This window comes from Variovorax sp. 770b2 (assembly GCF_900115685.1).
Lineage (GTDB): Bacteria > Pseudomonadota > Gammaproteobacteria > Burkholderiales > Burkholderiaceae_C > Variovorax.
The window spans coordinates 1221435-1241060 of record NZ_FOXJ01000001.1; the positions used below are offsets into that span (position 1 = coordinate 1221435).

18 protein-coding genes are annotated in these 19626 nt (G+C 66.8%); 5 read left to right on the forward strand and 13 right to left on the reverse strand.

All coding sequences use genetic code 11. The features are described from left to right. Window positions 1-63 precede the first annotated feature (63 nt). The 3 genes from BM133_RS05560 (at window position 64) to BM133_RS05570 (ending at window position 4636) form a co-directional block, all read left to right on the forward strand. Window positions 64-957, forward strand: coding sequence for a class I SAM-dependent methyltransferase (locus tag BM133_RS05560; protein WP_093432200.1), 894 nt, complete (start codon window positions 64-66; stop codon window positions 955-957). A 239-nt stretch (window positions 958-1196) separates the two neighbouring features. Next, window positions 1197-2633, forward strand: a complete 1437-nt coding sequence (locus tag BM133_RS05565) for a sigma-54-dependent transcriptional regulator (RefSeq protein ID WP_093432202.1) — start codon at window positions 1197-1199, stop codon at window positions 2631-2633. 68 nt (window positions 2634-2701) lie between these two features. Next, a complete protein-coding gene (locus tag BM133_RS05570) occupies window positions 2702-4636 on the forward strand; it encodes an adenylate/guanylate cyclase domain-containing protein (RefSeq protein ID WP_143100083.1) in 1935 nt (644 codons plus the stop codon). Here the strand turns inward: BM133_RS05570 and BM133_RS05575 are convergent. After that, window positions 4633-5382 carry a TetR/AcrR family transcriptional regulator C-terminal domain-containing protein gene (locus BM133_RS05575; protein ID WP_093432203.1) on the reverse strand — a complete coding sequence of 250 codons (750 nt, stop codon included), beginning with the start codon at window positions 5380-5382 and terminating at the stop codon, window positions 4633-4635. The genes BM133_RS05570 and BM133_RS05575 overlap by 4 nt on opposite strands. A 107-nt stretch (window positions 5383-5489) precedes the next feature. Between BM133_RS05575 and BM133_RS05580 the strand changes: the two genes are divergently transcribed. Continuing rightward, window positions 5490-6794, forward strand: coding sequence for an aspartate aminotransferase family protein (locus BM133_RS05580; RefSeq protein ID WP_093432205.1), 1305 nt, complete (start codon window positions 5490-5492; stop codon window positions 6792-6794). Here the strand turns inward: BM133_RS05580 and BM133_RS05585 are convergent. Genes BM133_RS05585 through BM133_RS05615 form a run of 7 tightly spaced genes read right to left on the reverse strand, consistent with a single transcriptional unit; the run spans window position 6775 to window position 13332 of the window. Continuing rightward, window positions 6775-7851, reverse strand: a complete 1077-nt coding sequence (locus BM133_RS05585; protein ID WP_093432206.1) for an NAD(P)/FAD-dependent oxidoreductase — start codon at window positions 7849-7851, stop codon at window positions 6775-6777. The genes BM133_RS05580 and BM133_RS05585 overlap by 20 nt on opposite strands. After that, the gene (gene fdxA, locus BM133_RS05590; RefSeq protein ID WP_056518182.1) at window positions 7809-8138 is read right to left on the reverse strand and encodes a ferredoxin FdxA; all 330 of its coding nucleotides are present in this window, start codon (window positions 8136-8138) and stop codon (window positions 7809-7811) included. Before fdxA ends, BM133_RS05585 begins: the two co-directional genes overlap by 43 nt. 41 nt (window positions 8139-8179) lie before the next feature. Continuing rightward, window positions 8180-9517 carry a sulfate adenylyltransferase subunit 1 gene (locus tag BM133_RS05595; protein ID WP_093432208.1) on the reverse strand — a complete coding sequence of 446 codons (1338 nt, stop codon included), beginning with the start codon at window positions 9515-9517 and terminating at the stop codon, window positions 8180-8182. Then, window positions 9517-10467 carry a sulfate adenylyltransferase subunit CysD gene (gene cysD, locus BM133_RS05600; RefSeq protein WP_093432209.1) on the reverse strand — a complete coding sequence of 317 codons (951 nt, stop codon included), beginning with the start codon at window positions 10465-10467 and terminating at the stop codon, window positions 9517-9519. The genes BM133_RS05595 and cysD overlap by 1 nt, the downstream gene beginning before the upstream one ends. 42 nt (window positions 10468-10509) lie before the next feature. Continuing rightward, a complete protein-coding gene (locus tag BM133_RS05605) occupies window positions 10510-11148 on the reverse strand; it encodes a phosphoadenosine phosphosulfate reductase domain-containing protein (protein WP_093432211.1) in 639 nt (212 codons plus the stop codon). Window positions 11149-11161: 13 nt separating this feature from the next. Beyond that, the gene (locus tag BM133_RS05610; protein ID WP_093432212.1) at window positions 11162-11557 is read right to left on the reverse strand and encodes a DUF934 domain-containing protein; all 396 of its coding nucleotides are present in this window, start codon (window positions 11555-11557) and stop codon (window positions 11162-11164) included. After that, on the reverse strand, window positions 11554-13332 hold the full coding sequence (locus tag BM133_RS05615) for a nitrite/sulfite reductase (RefSeq protein WP_093432213.1): 1779 nt from the start codon (window positions 13330-13332) through the stop codon (window positions 11554-11556). Before BM133_RS05615 ends, BM133_RS05610 begins: the two co-directional genes overlap by 4 nt. A gap of 301 nt (window positions 13333-13633) precedes the next feature. Between BM133_RS05615 and BM133_RS05620 the strand changes: the two genes are divergently transcribed. After that, window positions 13634-14221: a hypothetical protein gene (locus BM133_RS05620; protein WP_093432215.1), complete on the forward strand. Its 588-nt coding sequence runs from the start codon at window positions 13634-13636 to the stop codon at window positions 14219-14221. A 15-nt stretch (window positions 14222-14236) separates the two neighbouring features. Here the strand turns inward: BM133_RS05620 and BM133_RS05625 are convergent, their stop codons facing one another. From BM133_RS05625 to gsiB, 5 genes are read right to left on the reverse strand one after another with little or no spacing between them, the layout of a single operon-like run. Further along, entirely contained in the window at window positions 14237-15058 is an 822-nt protein-coding gene (locus tag BM133_RS05625) for a M55 family metallopeptidase (protein WP_093432216.1), read from the reverse strand. Next, window positions 15055-16128, reverse strand: coding sequence for a P1 family peptidase (locus BM133_RS05630; RefSeq protein ID WP_093432218.1), 1074 nt, complete (start codon window positions 16126-16128; stop codon window positions 15055-15057). The genes BM133_RS05625 and BM133_RS05630 overlap by 4 nt, the downstream gene beginning before the upstream one ends. Before the next feature lie 12 nt (window positions 16129-16140). Then, window positions 16141-17067, reverse strand: a complete 927-nt coding sequence (gene gsiD / locus BM133_RS05635) for a glutathione ABC transporter permease GsiD (RefSeq protein WP_093432219.1) — start codon at window positions 17065-17067, stop codon at window positions 16141-16143. A 10-nt stretch (window positions 17068-17077) separates the two neighbouring features. Continuing rightward, window positions 17078-17998, reverse strand: coding sequence for a glutathione ABC transporter permease GsiC (gsiC, locus tag BM133_RS05640; protein ID WP_093432221.1), 921 nt, complete (start codon window positions 17996-17998; stop codon window positions 17078-17080). 58 nt (window positions 17999-18056) lie between these two features. After that, complete coding sequence (gene gsiB, locus BM133_RS05645; RefSeq protein WP_093432223.1) at window positions 18057-19610, reverse strand: glutathione ABC transporter substrate-binding protein GsiB; 1554 nt, start codon at window positions 19608-19610, stop codon at window positions 18057-18059. Window positions 19611-19626 lie beyond the last annotated feature (16 nt).

The following is a 19626-nucleotide window of genomic DNA, read 5'->3' on the forward strand; positions in this document are numbered from 1 at the left end:
TTGAATGAAGATTTCATCAGAAAAATACTCCAGGGACTCCTGTAATTCAACGAAAGGCTGAATATGCTCGACGACATCCTGTTACCCGGCGTTGTTCTGAATTATTCCGATGGTTATTGGAAATCGAAAATGGAAGGAAATTCCGATGGAAGATCGGCCAATGCCTTCTATTTCGGGAATAAGGAATGGGCGCGGGAGTATTTCGCCTTTTGCCATCGCGATGTGCATTTCCGAAACAGATGGCTGGCCGCAGGCGGAGATTGGACGGACAAGGTCGTCGTCGATCTGGGCTGCGGTCCCGGCAATGTCTTTGCCACGCTGGGCGGAAAGCCCCGGCTGCTGGTGGGCGTCGACGTGGCGGGCGGGTCGCTGGAAATGGCGGCCGGAATCGGCTATACGGCCGTGCAGGCCGATGCGGCGAACACGCCGTTTCGATCGCAGATTGCCGATATCGTCGTCATCAATGCTTCACTGCACCATTGCGACGATATGCAAGCGGTGTTGCGTGAAGGTGCGCGCCTGGTTAAGTCAAATGGTTTGCTTATCACCGATCACGACCCGCAATTGACCGCCTGGGACTACAAAGGCGTGGCCCGGCTGCTTTGGAATGCGCGGCTGGGTATTTACCGCGTGATCCGGCATGGATTTCACAAAACCGGCAACCAGCAGTCATGGGGCCTGAAGACCGAACTGCACCACCGGCCCGGCGACGGCGTCACGCGGGAATTCTTCACCGCGACGCTCGAGCCGCTGGGGTTCGAGGTCGCGGTCCACCCGCACAACCACCAGGTCGGGGCCGCGGCATTGCGCGGCGACGTCGGCCCGGCGCAATGGAAGTACCGCATCGGCAACCTGCTCTCGGGCCGCGATCCGGCGGCGCCGGCGAGCGCGTTGTCGCTCATGTGCATCGCGCGACGAAGCGCGCAAAGGGCCGCTGCGTCGGACGGAATCGCGTAAAGGCGTAGGTTCATGGCCGTTTGGACGACCCGATGACCATCCTGCAGCTTTCGATCGTTATATTCCCAAACCTCTTGAAACAACGTCAAATGGTGTGAATCCGGCGCCTGAGGTCTTGCGTACTACATCGCAGACCGAGGCGTGATGTGCACCTGCCGTGCGCTGTCTCGGGTGAACAAACTGCCGCCAGCGGCGGGCTCGGGCGTCGCCGTGCGATGCCGGAGCCAAGGGAGTCACGATTGGGCCATGCACTGATTGTTGAAGACGACGAGGAGTCGGCGCGAATGATCGCCGCCCTGGTCGTGCGCGAGGGCCACACGGCCGCGTGCGCCCATTCGATCGGCGCGGCCCGCCGCCTCATCGCCACGCGGCGGCCCGACCTGCTGCTGCTGGACCTGCACCTGCGCGACGGCAGCGGTTTCGACCTGCTGGCCGACCTGGACACCCTGGGCGACACGGTGCTGGTGCTCATGAGCGCCCAGGCGATCCCCGAAACATCCACCGGCCCGCCGGGCCTGCAGGCGACCGACTACCTTCCCAAGCCGATCAACCCGCAGCAGCTGAAGAAGCTGCTCTCGCGCCTGGTCGAGCCATCGCAGCTGCGCCTGGAACTGGACGAGGTGCAGGAGCGCTGGCGCGGAACCGGCCGGTTCGGCCACCTCATCGGACGCTCGCCCCCGATGCAGCGCGTGTACCGCCAGATGTCCAGGGTGGCCGACACGGCCGTGAGCGTGTTCGTCCATGGCGAGAGCGGCACGGGCAAGGAACTGGTGGCGCGCGGGGTGCACGACCTGAGCGGCCGGCGCGACCAACCCTTCCTGGCGGTCAACTGCGCGGCGCTCTCGCCGCACCTGATCGAGAGCGAGATCTTCGGCCACGAGCGCGGCAGCTTCTCGGGCGCGGAGCACCAATACCGCGGCTTCTTCGAGCGGGCGCACGGGGGCACGCTGTTCCTGGACGAAGTGACGGAAATGCCGCTGGAGCTGCAGGCGAAATTGCTGCGCGTGCTGGAGAGCGGCATCTTCATGCGGGTCGGGTCGGTGCAGTTGCAGCAGACCGACGTGCGCATCATCGCGGCCACCAACCGCGACGCCGCCCAGGCGGTGACCAGCGGCAAGCTGCGCGAAGACCTGCTGTATCGCCTGCACGTCTTTCCGATCGGGCTGCCGCCGCTGCGCGAGCGCGGCGACGACATCCAGCTGATCGCGCGCAGCTTTCTTCAGGACCTGCACCACGCGGACGGCGGCGCGGAGCGCTTCAGCCCCGCGGCGCTGTCCCGGCTGTCCGCCTACCACTGGCCCGGCAACGTGCGCGAACTGCGCAACATCGTGCAGCGCACCTGGGTCATGGCCACGGGGCCCGAGGTGGGCGACGAATGGCTGCCGCCGCCGACGGTTGCGGCCGTCGCGCCCGCAGGAGCAGCCCGCGCACTGCCGCGGCGCGACGCGTCGACGGCGCGCGCGACGATGGCCGGTTTCGACGACACCGTGCCTGGTGCGCTGGAGCCGGGCGGCAACGAGCTGCTCGTGGAGGTCGGCACCCAGCTGGCCGACGTGGAGCGGCGCGTGATCCTCGCGACCTACGAGAGCTGCGGCCGGAACAAGGAGCGGACGGCCGCGGTGCTGGGCATCAGCATGAAGACGCTCTACAACCGCCTGAAGGAGTACCGCCTGTGAAGTACCGGGAGCTGCAGGCCGCGCGCTGAAGCAGGGCGAGAATCGGCGCGAGAGAGAGGACCGCGCACATGACAGACGATTCCAGGCATCCCGACCTGGCGCAGGCCCCACCTGCGCCTTCCACGCCTTCCGCGCGCGCCCGCCTGCGCCGTTTCCGGGTCGATGTCGGCACCATCATCTGCGCGGTCGCGCTGCTGCAGTCGCTGCTGCTGGTGGCCTTCGGCTACTGGGGCGCGGAGCAGCTGGTGTCGCGGGTCGGCGAGTCGGCGCACAAGGTCAACCACGACCGCGTCGAAGACAACGTGCTGGCCTTCCTCGCCAAGACCGAGGCGCTGGTGCGCGCCGTCGCGCACACGCCCAGCCTGCATCCGGCCGGCGAAGACGGCGAGCAGACCGCCGAGCTGCTCTGGGCCGCGCTGGAGCAGACCCCCGAGCTGGACAGCATCGGCGTGGCCAGCGACGACGGCCATGTGCTGATGGCGATGCGCTATCCCGAGCCGGTGGTGCGCCAGGTGCTGCGCGATGCAGGGTTCAGCACCGAGACCTGGGAATACAAGCAGCCGCCCGACGGTGAAGGCGACGACGACCCGCGCCAGCGCTACGCCACCCGCCGCATCGAGGCCTTTCGCAGCGACGACGATCCGGTGCACGACGACTGGTTCGTCCAGGCGCAGAAAGCGCAGCACCCGGTCTGGACCGCGCCCTTCGTGCTCGGCTCTGCGAAGGAGCTGGGCATCGGCCATGCGCGGCCCAGCCGGCGGCGCGACGACGAAGGGGCGATGCGGACGCTGGTGGTGGCGGGCGGCGTGTCGCTCGGGCACCTGTCGAACCTGGTGCGCGTGTTCGGCGGCACGGGCCATGGCCACAGCGCCTTGCTGAGCGCGGACCACCACGTGATCGCGCGCAGCGACCAGCCCCACGTCGTGCGTGCGCTGGAAAATCCCGAAGGCGGCGTGCTCGGCGCGCTGCACGCGCACATGCTGGCCAACGGCAGCCGGGGCTGGACCGAAGACATGGCCTTCACGCTCGACCACGAGGGGGAGCGCTACAAGGTGCAGACCTCGCACATCCCGTCCACGGGCTGGCGGCTGGTGAGCTGGGAGCCCGAGGACGCGCTGCTGGGCGGGCTGCACCGCAACGTGCTCTGGTCGCTGCTGCTGACGCTCGGCTTCCTGGCCGTGGCGCTGTTCATCTCGCTGCGCCTGTCCAAGCTGGTGACCGCGCCGATCGAGAGCCTCTCGCGCACGGCGCGACGCATCGGGCGGCTGGAGCTGGACGACCTGCCGCGCGAGCCGAGCCGGGTGTTCGAGATCCAGAACCTGAGCCAGGCGCTGGACGACTCGGCGCGCAGCCTGCAGGCCTTCAGCAAGTTCGTGCCGGTGGACGTGATCAAGCAGCTGGTCGCCGAAGGCCATGCGCTCGCGCCCAACGGTTCGCCGCGGCGCGTGACCGCGATGTTCACCGACGTGGAAGGCTTCACCAGCATCTCCGAATCGATGGAGGCCGACGTGCTGATGCGCCAGCTGACCGAGTACTTCAACCTGGCCACGCGCGTGTTCGCGCGGCACGGTGGCGTGGTCGACAAGTTCATGGGCGACGGGATCATGGTGCTCTGGGGCGCGCCGGCGGACCTGCCGGATGCGGAGCACCGGGCCTGCATCGCCTCGCTCGAACTGCATGAAGAAATGAAGGCGCTCAACCGCAAGTGGCAGGAGCAGGGCCTGCAAGCGTTCCGCACGCGCATCGGCATCCACACCGGCATCGTGATCGCGGGGGTGCTCGGCTCGAGCGACCGGCTGTCCTACACCGCGCTGGGCGACGTGATCAACGTGGCGAGCCGCATCGAGAGCACGAACAAGCAACTGGGCACGCGCACCTTGATCTCGGAGGCCACCTTCCAAGGGCTGGGCGGGCGGCTCGCCACGCGGCGCATCGAGGAACTGGTGGAGCTGCGCGGCCGCCAGACGCGCATGGTGCTGTACGAGCTGCTGGGCCCCGTCTAGACGCCCTTGACCCTGCGCGCGAACGCCTCCAGCCCGTCGATGGTGATCCGGATGTGCCGCTCGAAGCTGCTGTCCAGCGGTACGGTGGTGCCGTTGTCCCAGCGCACGATGAAGGCCTTGTTGGCCAGCAGTGGCAGGTTGCGCGCGAGCACCGGGTGGTCGAGCGGGCGGATGGTGTGGACGCGCTCGCGCAGCTCCTCGGCCCAGGCCTGGGTGTTGTCGGCGGGCAGGGGCGAGAACTCCATCGTGAGGAACCCCAGCATCGCCGCGATCACGCAGTTGTAGGCCTCCAGCAGCGACTGCCCCTCGAAGCCGGCCTCGGCCAGTGCAGCGAGCACGCCTTCGACCAGCTCGGTCGGCAGGCTGCCGTTCGATACCAACTGCGCACCCAGCAACTGCGCCACGTTCGGGTGGCGGCGCACCGCGGCGCGGCAGCGGTGGAAGAGCTCGGTGATCCAGGCCTGCCATGCGAGAGTGCCCGCCGGGGGCGTGACCTGCGCCATGACGGTCGCGGCCACTTCGGCCAGCAGCGCCTCGCGCGTGCTGACGTGCCAGTGCACCGTGGCCGGGTACACACCGAGCTGCGACGCGATCTCGCGCATGCTGAACGCGCCCAGGCCGAATTCATCGATGTGCGCGAGGGCGGCCTCGGCGATGAGGCTCTTGGACAGCGCGCCGCCGCCGGTGGGGCGGCCGGCGGTCTTGGGTTTGGGTTTGGGTTTCGGCTCGGGAGCGGGCTTTTTCATGGAGGTGGGCGTTGTGCGGCGGGCGAATTGATTGTATAAATATTATTAATTGAGCAGTGATCAATTAATCGCGCCGAAGAGGCCATCCATCTTTCAAGGACCGTTCCATGACCGACGCCGCCATCGACCAAGCCCTCGCCGGGGCGCATCAACGCTTCACCGAGGCCAACCCCGTGAGCCGGCGCCTGTTCGAGGAGCAGACGCGCTACATGCCGGGCGCCAATACGCGATCGGTGCTGTTCTATGCGCCGTTCCCGCTCACCATCGCCAGGGGTGAAGGCGCTGCGCTGTGGGATGCCGATGGCCATCGCCATGCCGACTTCATCGCCGAGTACACGGCCGGCGTCTACGGCCACTCGGCGCCCGAGATCCGCGATGCCGTCATCGAGGCGATGAAGAGCGGCATCAACCTCACGGGCCACAACCTGCTCGAAGGGCGGCTGGCAAAGACGATCTGCGAGCGCTTTCCGCAGATCGAGCAATTGCGCTTCACCAACTCGGGCACCGAGGCGAACCTGATGGCGCTCACGGCCGCGCTGCATTTCACGGGGCGGCGAAAGATCGTGGTGTTCTCGGGTGGCTATCACGGCGGCGTGCTGGGCTTCGGCGACAAGCCTTCGCCCACGACCGTGCCCTTCGATTTCCTCGTGCTGCCCTACAACGACGCGCAGCGCGCGAGCGAGGAGATCGCCAGGCACGGGCCGCAGATCGCCGCCATCCTGGTCGAGCCGATGCAGGGCGCGAGCGGATGCATTCCGGGGCGTCTCGACTTTTTACAGGCGCTGCGCGATGGCGCCACGCAGGTCGGCGCTCTGCTGGTCCTGGACGAGGTCATGACCTCGCGCCTCGCGCCGCACGGCCTGGCCAACAAGCTGGGCATCCAGTCGGACCTGACCACGCTGGGCAAGTACATCGGCGGGGGCATGTCCTTCGGCGCCTTCGGCGGGCGTGCGGACGTGATGGCGCAGTTCGATCCGCGCACCGGCGCGCTCGCGCACTCGGGCACCTTCAACAACAACGTGATGACGATGGCGGCCGGGTATGCGGGGCTCACGAAGCTCTTCACGCCCGAGGCGGCTGGCGCGCTGGCCGAACGTGGCGAGGCAATGCGTGCGCGGCTCAATGCGCTGTGCGCGAAAGAGGGCGTAGCCATGCAGTTCACCGGCGTGGGTTCGCTGATGAACGCGCATTTCCTCGAGGGGGAGGTGCGGCGCGTGGACGATCTGGCAGTGGTCGACGGGCGCCTGCGCCAGCTGCTGTTCTTCCACCTGCTGAGCCAGGGCATCTATACGTCGCCGCGCGGCTTCGTCGTGCTCTCGCTGCCGTTGTCCGATGCGGACATCGACGGCTACATCGCCGCCATCGGCAGCTTCATCGGCGAGTACCGGGCGCTTATGCCTGGCGCGAAGTAGCCACGCCCAGCAGCTCGTGCAGGCGCGTGCTGGTGGTCGTGTACTGCAGCGGAATCGCCTTGCCAGGGAACACGATGGCGGTGGCGCCCCAGGCGGCCAGCGTGGCTTCGTGGAAGCCGCAGACGATGAGCTTCTTCTTGCCCGGGTAGGTGTTGATGTCGCCCACCGCGAACACGCCGCGCTCGCGGGTTTCGTACTTCTCGGTGTCCACGGGCACCTGCTTGCGCTCGAGTTCCAGGCCCCAGTCGGCGATGGGGCCGAGGCGCGGCGAGATGCCCAGGCAGGCGATCAGCGCATCGAGCGGCAGGTCGACGGTCGTGGCATCGGGCGTGGTGATCTGCAGTTGCTTGCCGTCGAACGCGGTCGGCTGGCCGACCTTGAAGGCCAGCTTGCCGGCGGCCACGAGGGCGCGCATCGCGGCGATGTTCGCCTCATCGGCCTGGAAGCCGTCGCGGCGATGGACCAGCGTGACCTGTTTCGCGATGGCCGTGAGCGCCACGGCGGTTTCGAGCGCGATGTCGTCGCCGCCATTCACCACCACCGCCTGCCCCGCAAAGCGGTCCAGCGATTCGGGGTGATAGAAAAGCGAAGTGCCTTCGAACTGCGCGATCCCGTCGATGGTGATGCGCTTGGGCACGAAGGCACCGACGCCGGCCGCGATGAACACCGTCTTCGCGAGGAACGCCTTGCCGGCCGAGGTCGTCAGCAGCAGGCGCCCGTCGGCCTGGCGGGCGAGGGTGGCGACCTGCTCGCCGAAATGAAACTGCGGCTTGAACGGCGCCACCTGCGCGAGCAGCGACTGCGCCAGCTCGCGCCCGCTGGTCACCGGCGTGCCGGGAATGTCGTAGATCGGCTTGTCGCCATAGAGCGCCACGCACTGGCCGCCCGCGGCGGGCAGTGCATCGACGATGTGGCAGGAGATTTCAAGCAGGCCCAGCTGGAAGGCCTGGAACAGCCCGACAGGGCCGGCACCGACGACGAGCGCGTCGGTTTCGATGGGGACGGGCAGGGCGCTCAGCGCACCAGCTCCCCGACCTTGTCCGTCTTGTCTTTCCAGTCATCCGCATCGGGCAGCGCGGGCTTGCGCTTGGTGATGCTCTTCCAGCCGTCGGCCAGGGCCAGCTCGGCATTGATCTTGATGAAGGCGATCTGGTTGGCCGGGAGGTCTTCCTCGGCGTAGATCGCATTGACCGGGCATTCGGGGATGCAGACCGCGCAATCGATGCACTCGTCCGGATCGATCACCAGCATGTTGGGACCTTCGCGGAAGCAGTCCACGGGGCAGACGTCCACACAGTCGGTGTATTTGCAACGGATGCAGGCTTCGGAGACGACGTGAGTCATTTGTCTTTTAACGTCAGTTTGATCGGGGAAAACCCCAGATTTTAGGCCTTTGCGGCGGCGGGCTGCACGAGAACGGCAGCAGCGGTCTTGTGCGAGGCCGTATCGACCAGCACCAGCGAGCCCAGGGCGCGCGATTGCGTGAAGGGCAGCACGGCCAGCGGCTGCTGCAGCGCGAGCACCACATCGCCGATCGAGTTGGCTTCCAGCTGCGTCGCCGGCTCCGATTCGAGGGTGGTGATGTTCACCCGATCGACGATGCGCGCCACCTTGGCCTTGACCCAGCGGTGGCCCTGCAGCGCCCAGTACACGCGGCCCGCGACCAGCGGCTCGTCGTCCAGCCAGGCCACGGTGGCGGTAATCTCGCGCACCGGCTCGAAGGCGCCGGGTGCCAGCAACCAGTCGCCGCGCGACACGTCCACCTCGCGGTCGAGCACGATGCCGGCGCTGTGGCCCGCGTGCACCGATTTCGGCTGGCGCGTGTGGCTCAAGACCTGCGCGACGGTGGCGGTCTGGTTGCTCGGGAGCACCGTCACGCGCTGGCCGGGCTCCACATGGCCCGAGGCCACGCGGCCCCAGAACACGCGGCGGCCTTGCGAGGTATCGGCCGAGGCCGAGAACTTCTCGACCCATTGCACCGGGAAGGCGAAGGGCACGGCTTCGTCCTGCACGGTGACCGGCAGGTCTTCGAGCAGCGCGAGCAGGCTCGGGCCTTCGTAGCCCACCCAGTCGGCATGGCGCGTGGCCACGTTCCAGCCCTTGAGGGCGGAGATCGGCACGATGCCCGCGACCTGCACGCCGGCCGCTTCGGCAAAGGCATTGAGCGCGGTCGAGATGCGCTCGAAGGCCAGGCCCGCGTCGTCGATGGCATCGAGCTTGTTGACCGCGAACACGATCGACTGCACGCGCAGCAGGTGGCACAAGAGCGTGTGGCGGCGCGTTTGCGGCAGCAGCTCGCGCTTGACCACGGTACCGTCTTCCACTTCGGCGGCCCAGGCCAGCTTGGTCGCATCGACCAGCACCACGGCGGCATCGGCGGCCGAGGCGGCGGTGACCATGTTGCGGGTGTACTGCTCGTGGCCCGGCGCGTCGCCGATGATGAACTTGCGCTTGGCGGTCGAGAAGTAGCGGTACGCCACGTCGATCGTGATGCCCTGTTCGCGCTCGGCCGAGAGGCCGTCGGTGAGCAAGGCCAGATCGGTTTCGCCGCCGCGCTGCACGCCGGCCAGCTGGTCTTGCAGCACGGTCTTGCTGTCCACCAGCAGGCGGCCGATCAGCGTGCTCTTGCCGTCGTCGACCGAGCCGCAGGTGATGAAGCGCAGGGCGGTGCCGGTGTCGCCGTGCACGGCGAGTTCGTTGGGGGTGGCTGTCGTCGCGCTCATCAGAAGTAACCGTCTTTCTTTCGTTTTTCCATCGAGGCTTCGGAGGTCATGTCGTCCATCCGGGTGGCGCCGCGTTCGCTGACGTCGACCGTGAGCGTTTCGATCACCACGTCGCCCGCATCGGCCGCAAGGCTTTCGACGGGGCAGGTGGTCGTGATGTCGCCCACGGTGCGAAAGCGCACGTCGCGCACCTGCACCGTTTCGCCGTCGCGCGGCGGGGTGAGCTCGGTCACCGGCACCAGGAGGCCGCGGCGCTCGACCACTTCACGCTTGTGCGTGTAGTAGATGGAGGGCAGGCCGACGTGCTCGCGCTCGATGTACTGCCACACGTCCAGCTCGGTCCAGTTGGAGATCGGGAACACGCGGAAGTGTTCGCCGGGAGCCAGGCGCGTGTTGAACAGCGTCCACAGCTCGGGGCGCTGGTCCTTGGGTTGCCATTGGCCGAAGGAATCGCGGTGAGAAAAGATGCGCTCCTTGGCGCGCGCCTTTTCCTCGTCGCGGCGGGCACCGCCGATCAGCGCGTCGAAGCGGAATTCTTCAATCGCCTCGAGCAGCGTCACCGACTGGTGCGCGTTGCGCGATTCGCCGGGGTGCGCCAGGCGCACGGTGCCACGCGCCATCGAATCCTCGACGCTGCGCACGATGAGTTCGGCGCCCAGTTCCTTGGCGCGCTGGTCGCGGTAGGCCGTCACTTCGGGGAAGTTGTGGCCCGTGTCGATCATCAGCAGCGGATAGGGAATGCGGCCGACGCCGAACGCCTTCTCCGCGCACTTCAGCAGCACCAGCGAGTCCTTGCCGCCCGAGAACAGCAGGGTGGGGCGCTCGAAAGCGGCCGCCACTTCGCGCAGGATGAAGATGGTTTCTTCCTCCAGCGCATCGAGGTGCGTATTGGACAGGTGGGACAGGTCCGCCGGCGACAGCAGCAGTTCGGTTTCGGTACGGGCGTTCATCGGGTGGGAGCTGGATTCAGAGGATCGGTGAGGCGTTGGCGCTCAGTGCGCGATATGCAATCCGCACTCGCGGTTGTCTTCGCCCTTGGTCGGGTCCACGTAGTCGAAGTTGTTGGGCAGGCCGTGTGCCGTGCAGTACTCGTACAACTCCTTGGACGACCAGTGCAGGAGCGGCGCGACCTTGATGAGGCCGTCCGGGTTGACGCTCACCGGGTCCATCTGCGCGCGCACGGCCGTGTCGGTGGCCCGCAGCGCGGTGAACCACACCTTGGGCGCCGTCTCCCGCAGCGCGCGGGCAAAGGGCTCCAGCTTCACCTCTTCGGTGAAGGCGGCGTGGCGCGGATCGTCCAGTGCCGGCGTCGGGCCTTCCACCGCTTCGCGATGCGCACGCGAGCGGCGCGGCAGGTAGATGTGCAGGTCCAGGCCCAGCTGCTTGGTCACCTCGTCGGCAAAGCGGTAGGTGGCCTCGGTGTTGTAGCCGTTGTCCATCCAGACCACCGGCACATCGCGCCTGGCGCGCGTGACCATGTGCAGGATCACAGCCTCGAACGGGCGGAAGTTGGTGGTGATGATCGAAGGCTGGCCGAGGCCGATCGCCCAGTCCACCAGGCCTTCGGCGTTGCGGCCGAGGTCGGTGTTGATGCGCGCGAAGTCGAAGTCGATGTCGGTGGCGATGCTCATGTCGAAAGCCTTCTCAGTTGCCGGCCACGAAGTGCGGCGCGGTCTTGACCGCATCGCCCTGGTAGAAGGCGGCAAAGCGGTCGAACTGGCGCTGCGCGTCGGAGGCGTCCACGCCTTCTTTCAGCACGGCGCTGGAGAAGCCGGTGCGTTCCATCTGCACCAGCTGGTCGATCAGCACGTCGCCCGTGGCGCGGATGTCGCCCGTGAAGCCCAGCCGGCGACGCAGCAGGAAGGCCTGGCTGTACGCGCGGCCGTCGGTGAACTTCGGAAAGCTCAGGTCGATGCGCTCGATGTCGGCCAGGCACACCTCGATGGCGAGCGGGTCGGCATCGTTGGCCAGTTGCAGCACCTTCGGATCGCCGTCGTCGATGTGGTCTTCGGCGGCCAGGATGTTCAGCGTCCTGTTCATGCTGCTTCCTCCACCTTGAATCGCGCACCGTTGGCCGCGGCCTTGAACGGGTCGGGGCCCACGCGGCGCAGCGTGTCGATGAAGGTCTCGCCCGACACGCGCGTGTCGCGGTAGGTGGTGAGCACGGCTTCGATGACGCCCGGCACTTCGGCCGCGGAGAACGAGGGGCCCACGGCCTTGCCGGCCACCGGCGCGCCGCTGAGCGCGGAACCGTCGGAGCCGCCCAGCGACACCTGGTACCACTCCTTGCCGTCCTTGTCGACGCCCAGGATGCCGATGTGGCCGCTGTGGTGGTGGCCGCAGGAGTTGATGCAGCCGCTGATGTGCAGGTCGATCTCGCCCAGGTCGTCGAGCTCGTCGAGGTCCTGGTAGCGCTCGGTGATGGCTTCGGCGATCGGGATGGAGCGCGCGTTGGCCAGCGCGCAGAAGTCGCCGCCGGGGCAGGCGATCATGTCGGTCAGCAGGTGCACGTTGGCGCTGGCCAGGCCTGCGGCGCGGGCGGCGAGCCACAGCGCGTGCAGGTCTTCGGCATGCACCCAGGGCAGCACCACGTTCTGGTCGTGCGTCACGCGGGCTTCGCCGGCCGAGAAGCGGTCGGCCAGCAGCGCGAGCGTGTCCAGCTGGTCGGCCGATGCATCGCCGGGCGCCTGCTTCAGGCGCTTGAACGACAGCGTGACGGCGCGCAGCGCAGGGTTCTTGTGCGGCGCGACGTTGCGGGCGAGCCAGCGCGCGAACTGCACGTCGTCGGCGGCCTGGGCGCGCAGCTCGGCGTCGGTCTTCTCGGCGCTTTGCAGCACGCGGGTGGCCAGCGTCGGCGGCACGAAGGAGGCGGCCACGCGGTCGTACTCTTCCTGCGTGATGGTGTGCGGTGCGCCGTCGTGTTCGAGGATCTGCTTGTACTCGGCGTCCACGTCGTCGATGTAGCGCTGGCCTTCGGCCTTCACCAGGATCTTGATGCGCGCCTTGTAGATGTTGTCGCGGCGGCCATAGCGGTTGTAGACACGGATCACCGCTTCGAGGTAATTCATGATCTGCTGCCACGGCAGGAACTCGCGCAGCACGGTGCCGATGATGGGCGTGCGGCCCATGCCGCCACCTACCTGCACGCGGAAGCCGATTTCGCCCGCTTCGTTCTTCACCACGTGCAGGCCCACGTCGTGCCAGCCGGTGGCGGCGCGGTCTTCGGTGGCGCCGGTGATGGCGATCTTGAACTTGCGCGGCAGGAAGGCGAATTCAGGGTGCAGCGTGCTCCACTGGCGCATGATTTCCGCGAACGGACGCGGATCGGCGATCTCGTCGACGGCGATGCCGGCGCGCTCGTCGCTGGTGATGTTGCGGATGCAGTTGCCGCTGGTCTGGATGCCGTGCATGTCCACCGAGGCCAACAGGTCCATCACGTCGGCCGACTTGGCCAGCGGAATCCAGTTGTACTGGACGTTCTGGCGTGTCGAGAAGTGGGCGTAGTGGGTCGGGAGCTTGTGGCTGCCGAGCAGGCCCTGCGTCTCGATGGCCTTCCGGTAGACCTCGGCCTCGGGCTCGTCGTATTCGCGGGCGATCTTTGCCAGCACGCGCAATTGGCGGCTCGAGAGCTCGCCGTAGGGCACCGCGACGCGCAGCATCGGCGCGTAGCGCTGGACGTACCAGCCGTTTTGCAGCCGCAGCGGGCGGAACTCGTCCTCGTGCAGGCGGCCCTTTTGCCAGCGCTCGAGCTGGTCTCTGAACTGGGCGGCCCGTTGGTGAACGAACTGGCGATCGAATTCTGTGTATTGGTACATCGTGCGTATGTGTCTTGAAGTGCGGTGCGTCCAGCGCCCCAGCAAGAAGCCGAGATTCTGAAAGCGCGCCTTATGGAAACAAACTATTTTTTGGTTCGCGCTTTATGCGGATAAGCTTATTCACCAGTATCCATGCGGGTTTCGGGACGGTTGAATGCTTATTCCGGATAAGGCCGGCGGGCCGGAAACCGGTTGCCGGACCCAAGGATTCTAGGAATGGAAAGAAGCCCGCGCGGGCGCACGGGAGTGCCCGGGCCCTTTGTTCTTGTGGCAGGGCGCCTGGCTTTGCTATCGTCCGCCGATGGAGCCCACCCCACCCGATCCCGCCGTCTTCATCCACATCAAGGTGGCCATCGGCATGGTGGTCAGCCTGGCCATCGCCAGCGTGCTGACTGGCGTGGCGCGCTTCGTCCAGCACCCGCATCGCCACAAGCCCGACTGGATCCACCTCGCATGGGCGCTGTCCATGCTGCTGTCGATGCTGCACTTCTGGTGGTGGGAGTACCGGCTGTCGGCCTTGAGCTGGCGCTTCGAGCTCTACCTGTTCGTGATGTGCTTCGCCATCCTCTACTACCTGATGTGCGCGGTGCTGTTTCCCTCGGACATCGCCGAGTACGACGGCTACGGCGATTACTTCATGTCGCGCCGGCGTTGGTTCTTCGCGCTGCTGGCCGTGTCGGTCGCCTTCGACGGCATCGATTCGCTGCTGAAAGGGCGCGACCATTTCGCGGCCTTCGGCATCGAGTACCCGCTGCGGATCACGGCGTACTTCGTGCTGGCCGGCGTGGCCGCCTGGACCGCGAACCGGCGCTTTCACGCCAGCCTGGCGGTGGGCAACGTGCTCTACCAGTTGTCCTGGATCCTGCGCGGCTTCGACGTGCTGGCCTGAAGCAGCGGCTGCGCCTCAGCGCAGCATCGACGACATGGCCGAGCAGCAGTTCAGCATGCGCACTGCCGCTTCCACCGTGTCGGCAGTAAAACGCAACGTGACGCCATCGACACGCTCGAAGGTCGGCCACTGGCAGAACAGGTCGGCCATCATCGGCGACTGGGTGCGCAGCGTGACCACCTGCGGGCCGTCGAAGACCAGCGGACTCGCATTGCCACGCGCAGCCAGCGCCTCGGCCACGCCGGCTCGGATCGCCTTGCGCGATTGCTCCGGCGAGAGCGACACGCCGCTGTTGAAGCCGGTCGCCTTCTTGGTTTCCACGAAGGTCGCGTGCGGAAAGAGCGCGCGGTTCTCGGCGATGAACGCATCGTCGCCGCTGCCCATCACCACGGGCACGCCGTATTCGCCGGCCAGCGCGCCGTAGATCCCGGCCTCGCCCAACTCCTGATCCCCAAACCGGATGCCCGCGAAGGCAAAGCCGTTGATCGTGTGCGCAAGGATGCCGCGGCCCTGCGCGCGCGAGTGGTAGCCGACCATGCAGACCGCCTCGACGCCGTCTTCCTCCACGCCCGCCACCATGCTCAGGTAGCGCGGCTTGCCCTGCACGACGCGGGCGCGCGCATCGAGCACGTCCGGCGGCATGTTGCGAAAGCCGCCGTGCGAGTCGTTCACCAGCACCTCGGTGGCGCCCGCGTCGAAGGCGCCGGCAATCGCCGCGTTGGCCTCGTGCGCCATCAAGAGGCGCGCGCGTTCGTACTCGGGGTTGCCTTGCCGTGCCTGCTCGTGGTGGTAGACGCCCGCAACGCCTTCGATGTCGGTGGAGATCAGGACTTTCATGAGGGGACCCGCGATTCGGCGAAAGAAGAAAGGGAAGAGGGTGGCAGCACTTCGGACAGCGCCGCCCGGTGATTGCCGTCGCGGCCCGTCACGGCCGTCGCGCGCCAGAGCGCATGAAGAATGGCCTGCTCGGTGCTGTCGGCCGCGGCCTGGAAGAGGCCGTCGAGCAGCCCGTCGTGCACCATCGCGATCGTCGGCATCGGGCGGTCGACGCGGTCGGGCACGGTGTAGGCGGTCGAGAAGGCCAGCACGATGTCGCCGCTGCCATGCCCGAAGACCGAGCCCGTGCGCGCCAGCCCCGCGCCCGCGCGCAGCGCGAGGCGGCGCAGTTGGCGCGCGTCGAGCGGTGCATCGGTGGCGACGACGATGATGATCGAGCCCTTTTCGGGCTCCTTGCATTCGGGCGTGCCTGGCGCCGCCAATCGCTCGCCGACCGCATGCCCGGCCAGCACCAGCTGCGGCTGGCGCCCGTAGTTCGCCAGCACGAGCGTGCCCACCGTATGCACCTCGCCGCAGGGCGAGGACACGCGCCGCGAGGCGCTGCCGATGCCGCCCTTGAGCTGGAAGCTGGACATGCCGCGCCCCGCGCCGACCGAGCCTTGCGCGAAGTCGCTAGTGGCGGCATCGTGCGCCTGCAGGTAATCGGCCTCCGTCACGGCCAGCCGCTGGATGTCGTTCAAGAAGCCGTCGTTGCACTCGAAGACCAGCGGGTTCACCGTGGGCAGCGACCGGCCGCTCTCGGGGTTGGCGGCCACGCAATGCCGGATCTGCGCCGTGCCCACCGTGCCGACCGAGAAGGTGTTGGTCAGCGCAATCGGCGTCTCCAGCACGCCGAGCTCCGCGAGCTGCACCAGCCCCACGCTCTTGCCGAAGCCGTTGAGCACCACGGCCGCGGCCGGCACCTTGTCGCGGAACGGATCGCCCGCATGTGGGCGGATCACCGTCACGCCCGTCTGCACGCCGCCGTCGTCCAGCGTCCGGTGGCCGACCGTGACGCCTTCGACGTCGGTGATGGCGTTGCGCGGGCCCTGGATGAGGGTGCCGATGTAGGGCAGGGGAGTCGATGACATGAAGAAAGCGGATTACTCGCGGTCGATCTTCGGATCGAGCGCATCGCGCAGGGCATCGCCCAGCAGGTTGAAGGCGAGCACGGTGAAGAAGATGGCCAGGCTCGGGAACAACGCCACGTGCGGCGAGGTCACCATGTCCGCGCGCGCTTCGCTGAGCATCGCGCCCCACTCGGGCGTTGGCGGCTGCGCGCCCATGCCCAGGAACGAGAGGCTGGCCGCCGTGATGATCGAGGTGCCCACGCGCATCGAGAAATACACCACGATCGAGGAGATCGTGCCCGGCAGGATGTGCCGCACGATGATGGTCCAGTCCGACGCGCCGATGCTGCGCTCGGCCTCGATGTAGGTCTGCTGCTTCAACACCAGCGTGTTGCCGCGCACGAGCCGCGCGAAGGCCGGCACGCTGAACACCGACACCGCGACCACCACGTTGGTCATGCTGCTGCCCAAAATGGCGACCACGCCCAGTGCCAGCAGGATGCCGGGAAAGGCGAACAGCACGTCCGAGATGCGCATCACGATGCGGTCCCACCAGCCTTCGTAGTAGCCCGCCAGCAGCCCGAAGGCCGTGCCGATGAAGCCGCCCACCAGCACCGACAGAAAGCCCGCCATCAGCGAGATGCGCGCGCCCGCCAGGATGCGGCTGAAGATGTCGCGGCCCAGCGGGTCGACGCCGAACCAGTGCGTGGCCGAGGGGCCGCTGTTCAGCATGTCGTAGTCGAAGAAGTTCTCCGGATCGAAAGGCACGATCCACGGCGCGAACACCGCGACGAACACCAGCAGCAACACGAAGATCGCGGCCACGATGCCCACGGGCTGCTTCTTGAAGCGGCGCCAGCATTCGCCCCAGGGCGTGCGGACCTTGCCCGCGATCTGGACGGCCGCGACCGGTGTCGTTGGAATGAGGGTTTCGGCAGGCACGCCGGAAGCTTGCGTCATGGCTGCTTGCTCACTTGTAGCGGATGGTCGGGTTGATGTAGCCATAGAGCACATCGACCACGAGGTTGATCAGGATGAATTCGAGCGAGAACAGCAGCACCAGCGTCTGGATGACGGGGTAGTCGCGCATCTGCACGGCATCGACCAGCAGGCGGCCCAGGCCCGGCCAGTTGAACACCGCCTCCACAAGGATGGAGCCGCCGAGCAGGAAGCCGAACTGCAGGCCCATCATCGTCACCACGGGGATCAGCGCGTTGCGCAGCGTGTGCTTGAAGATCACCCGGGATTCGTGCACGCCCTTGGCGCGCGCGGTGCGAACGAAATCTTCCTGGATCACCTCGACGAACGAGGCCCGCGTGAAGCGCGCCATCACGGCCGCCACGGCCGCACCCAAGGTGATCGAGGGCAGGATGTAGTGCTTCCAGGTCGCGGCGCCCACCGTGGGGAGCCAGCCCAGTTGCACCGAGAAGATCTGCATCAGCAGCATGCCCAGTGCAAATGCGGGAAATGAAATGCCCGACACGGCGAGCGTCATGCCCAGCCGGTCCGGCCACTTGTTGCGGTACACCGCCGAGACGATGCCGATGCCCATGCCGAAGATCACCGCCCACACCATGCTGGTGATGGTCAGCATCACCGTCGGAAAGAAACGCTCGCCGATTTCCGTCGACACCGGCCGCCGCGTGCGGATCGAGGTGCCGAAGTCGCCTTGCAGCATGTGGGTGAAGAAGCTCACGAACTGCTGCGGCAGCGGCTTGTCCAGGCCGAGCTCGGCGCGGACCATGGCCACGGTCTGCTCGTCGGCCTCCTGGCCGGCGGCAAGTCGCGCCGGGTCGCCGGGCAGCATGTGGACGAACAGGAACACCAGCACGGCCACGATGAGCAGCGTGGGGATCAGGCCCAACAGGCGTTTGAGAAAGTAATTCAGCATGGGGTGCGGGTGTCGCGAACGGGCGATGGCGCGGTGCCATCGCCCGGTGCGCGCTCAATCAGTTCGAGACAGCGATCGCGTCGATGTTGATGTTCGCGTCGGGCATCACGAACACACCGGAAAGACGCTTGGCGTGCGCCGACAGGTTCTGCTCGGTCACCAGCGGCACGCGCGGCAGGTCCTTGCGGATCTCGTCCTGCGCGGTCTTGTAGAGCGCGGCCTTTTCTTTGTCGTCCACCGTGATCAGCGCCTTGGCGAGCGCGTTGTCCACCACGTCGCTCTTGTAGAACGACATGTTGTTCAACTTCGGTGCCCACGATTCGGATGCGAACAGCGGACGCAGGCCCCAGTCGGCCTCACCCGTGGACGACGACCAGCCCGTGTAGTACATGCGCACCTTGGCCGTCTTCGGATCGGGCCATGCATCCACCAGCTCGGTGCGCTGGCCCACTTCGAGCGCCTGCACCTGCAGCTTGATGCCCACCTGCGCGAGCTGCTGCTGCACGAACTGGATGGTCTTCTGGCTGGTCGTGTTGTTGTACGCGCTCCACAGCACCGACTCGAAACCATTCGGGTAGCCGGCTTCGGCCAGCAGTTCCTTGGCCTTCTTCACGTCGTAGGGAATCGGCGCCATCTTCTCGGCGAACTTCACGCCCTGGGGCATCACGCCCTGTGCGGGGAAGGCATAGCCGCCGAAGGCGACCTTCGACAGCGCTTCCTTGTTGATCGCGTAGCCGATGGCTTCGCGCACCTTCGGGTTGTCGTAAGGCTTCACCAGCATGTTGAAGGCCAGGAAGCGCGTGATGATCGAGGGCGAGGCCACCACTTCGAGCTTGTCGCTCTTCTTCAGCAGCTCGGCCTGTTCGTAGGGAATGGGGAACGCGAAGTCGGCTTCGCCGGTCTGCAGCATCGCGGCGCGGGTGTTGTTCTCCAGCACCGGCTTCCATTGCAGGTTGTCGATCTTGGGGAAGCCCTTCTTCCAGTAGCCGTCGAACTTCTTGGCCTTCACCGCATCGGTCTGCTTCCACTCGACGAACTCGAAGGGGCCGGTGCCCACGGGGTGGAAGGCGATGTCCTTGTTGCCCCACTTCTTGAGCGCGGCGGGCGAAATCATCGCGGCCGAGGCGTGGGCCAGCGAGTTGATGAAGGGGCCGAAGGGCTCCTTCAGCGTGATGCGCACGGTGGTCGGGTTCAGCGTCTCGACCTTGCCCACGCGGTTGAACTGGTTGTAGCGCAGCAGCTTGTTGTCCTGGTTCAGCACGCGATCGAGCGTGACCTTCACGGCTTCGGCGTTGAAGTCGGTGCCGTCGTGGAACTTGACGCCGCTGCGCAGCTTGATGGTGTAGACCAGGCCGTCCTTCGAAACTTCGTAGCCCTCGGCGAGCACGTTCTGCACCTTCAGGTCCTTGTCGAACTGGAAGAGACCTTCATAGAAGGTCTTGGTGACGGCGGTGGTGATGGTGGTGTTGGTGTTGTATGGGTCCAGCGTTTCCGGCTGGTAGCCGATCGACAGCACCACGTCTTTGGATGCCAGCGCCGCGCCCGATGCGGCCAACGCGGCCAGGCCCAGCAGTGCGGATGCCCATCGCAGGGAGGAAGAAGATTGCTTCATGGGAGAACTCCAGTCG

Coding starts and splice junctions, on each gene's coding strand:
- gsiC (WP_093432221.1), bottom strand. CDS start 17,998: ATGCTGAATTACTTTCTCAAACGCCTGTTGGGCCTGATCCCCACGCTG.
- BM133_RS05580 (WP_093432205.1), top strand. CDS start 5,490: ATGACCGACGCCGCCATCGACCAAGCCCTCGCCGGGGCGCATCAACGC.
- fdxA (WP_056518182.1), bottom strand. CDS start 8,138: ATGACTCACGTCGTCTCCGAAGCCTGCATCCGTTGCAAATACACCGAC.
- gsiD (WP_093432219.1), bottom strand. CDS start 17,067: ATGACGCAAGCTTCCGGCGTGCCTGCCGAAACCCTCATTCCAACGACA.
- BM133_RS05620 (WP_093432215.1), top strand. CDS start 13,634: ATGGAGCCCACCCCACCCGATCCCGCCGTCTTCATCCACATCAAGGTG.
- BM133_RS05595 (WP_093432208.1), bottom strand. CDS start 9,517: ATGAGCGCGACGACAGCCACCCCCAACGAACTCGCCGTGCACGGCGAC.
- BM133_RS05575 (WP_093432203.1), bottom strand. CDS start 5,382: ATGAAAAAGCCCGCTCCCGAGCCGAAACCCAAACCCAAACCCAAGACC.
- BM133_RS05570 (WP_143100083.1), top strand. CDS start 2,702: ATGACAGACGATTCCAGGCATCCCGACCTGGCGCAGGCCCCACCTGCG.
- BM133_RS05615 (WP_093432213.1), bottom strand. CDS start 13,332: ATGTACCAATACACAGAATTCGATCGCCAGTTCGTTCACCAACGGGCC.
- gsiB (WP_093432223.1), bottom strand. CDS start 19,610: ATGAAGCAATCTTCTTCCTCCCTGCGATGGGCATCCGCACTGCTGGGC.
- BM133_RS05625 (WP_093432216.1), bottom strand. CDS start 15,058: ATGAAAGTCCTGATCTCCACCGACATCGAAGGCGTTGCGGGCGTCTAC.
- BM133_RS05630 (WP_093432218.1), bottom strand. CDS start 16,128: ATGTCATCGACTCCCCTGCCCTACATCGGCACCCTCATCCAGGGCCCG.
- BM133_RS05610 (WP_093432212.1), bottom strand. CDS start 11,557: ATGAACAGGACGCTGAACATCCTGGCCGCCGAAGACCACATCGACGAC.
- cysD (WP_093432209.1), bottom strand. CDS start 10,467: ATGAACGCCCGTACCGAAACCGAACTGCTGCTGTCGCCGGCGGACCTG.
- BM133_RS05605 (WP_093432211.1), bottom strand. CDS start 11,148: ATGAGCATCGCCACCGACATCGACTTCGACTTCGCGCGCATCAACACC.
- BM133_RS05560 (WP_093432200.1), top strand. CDS start 64: ATGCTCGACGACATCCTGTTACCCGGCGTTGTTCTGAATTATTCCGAT.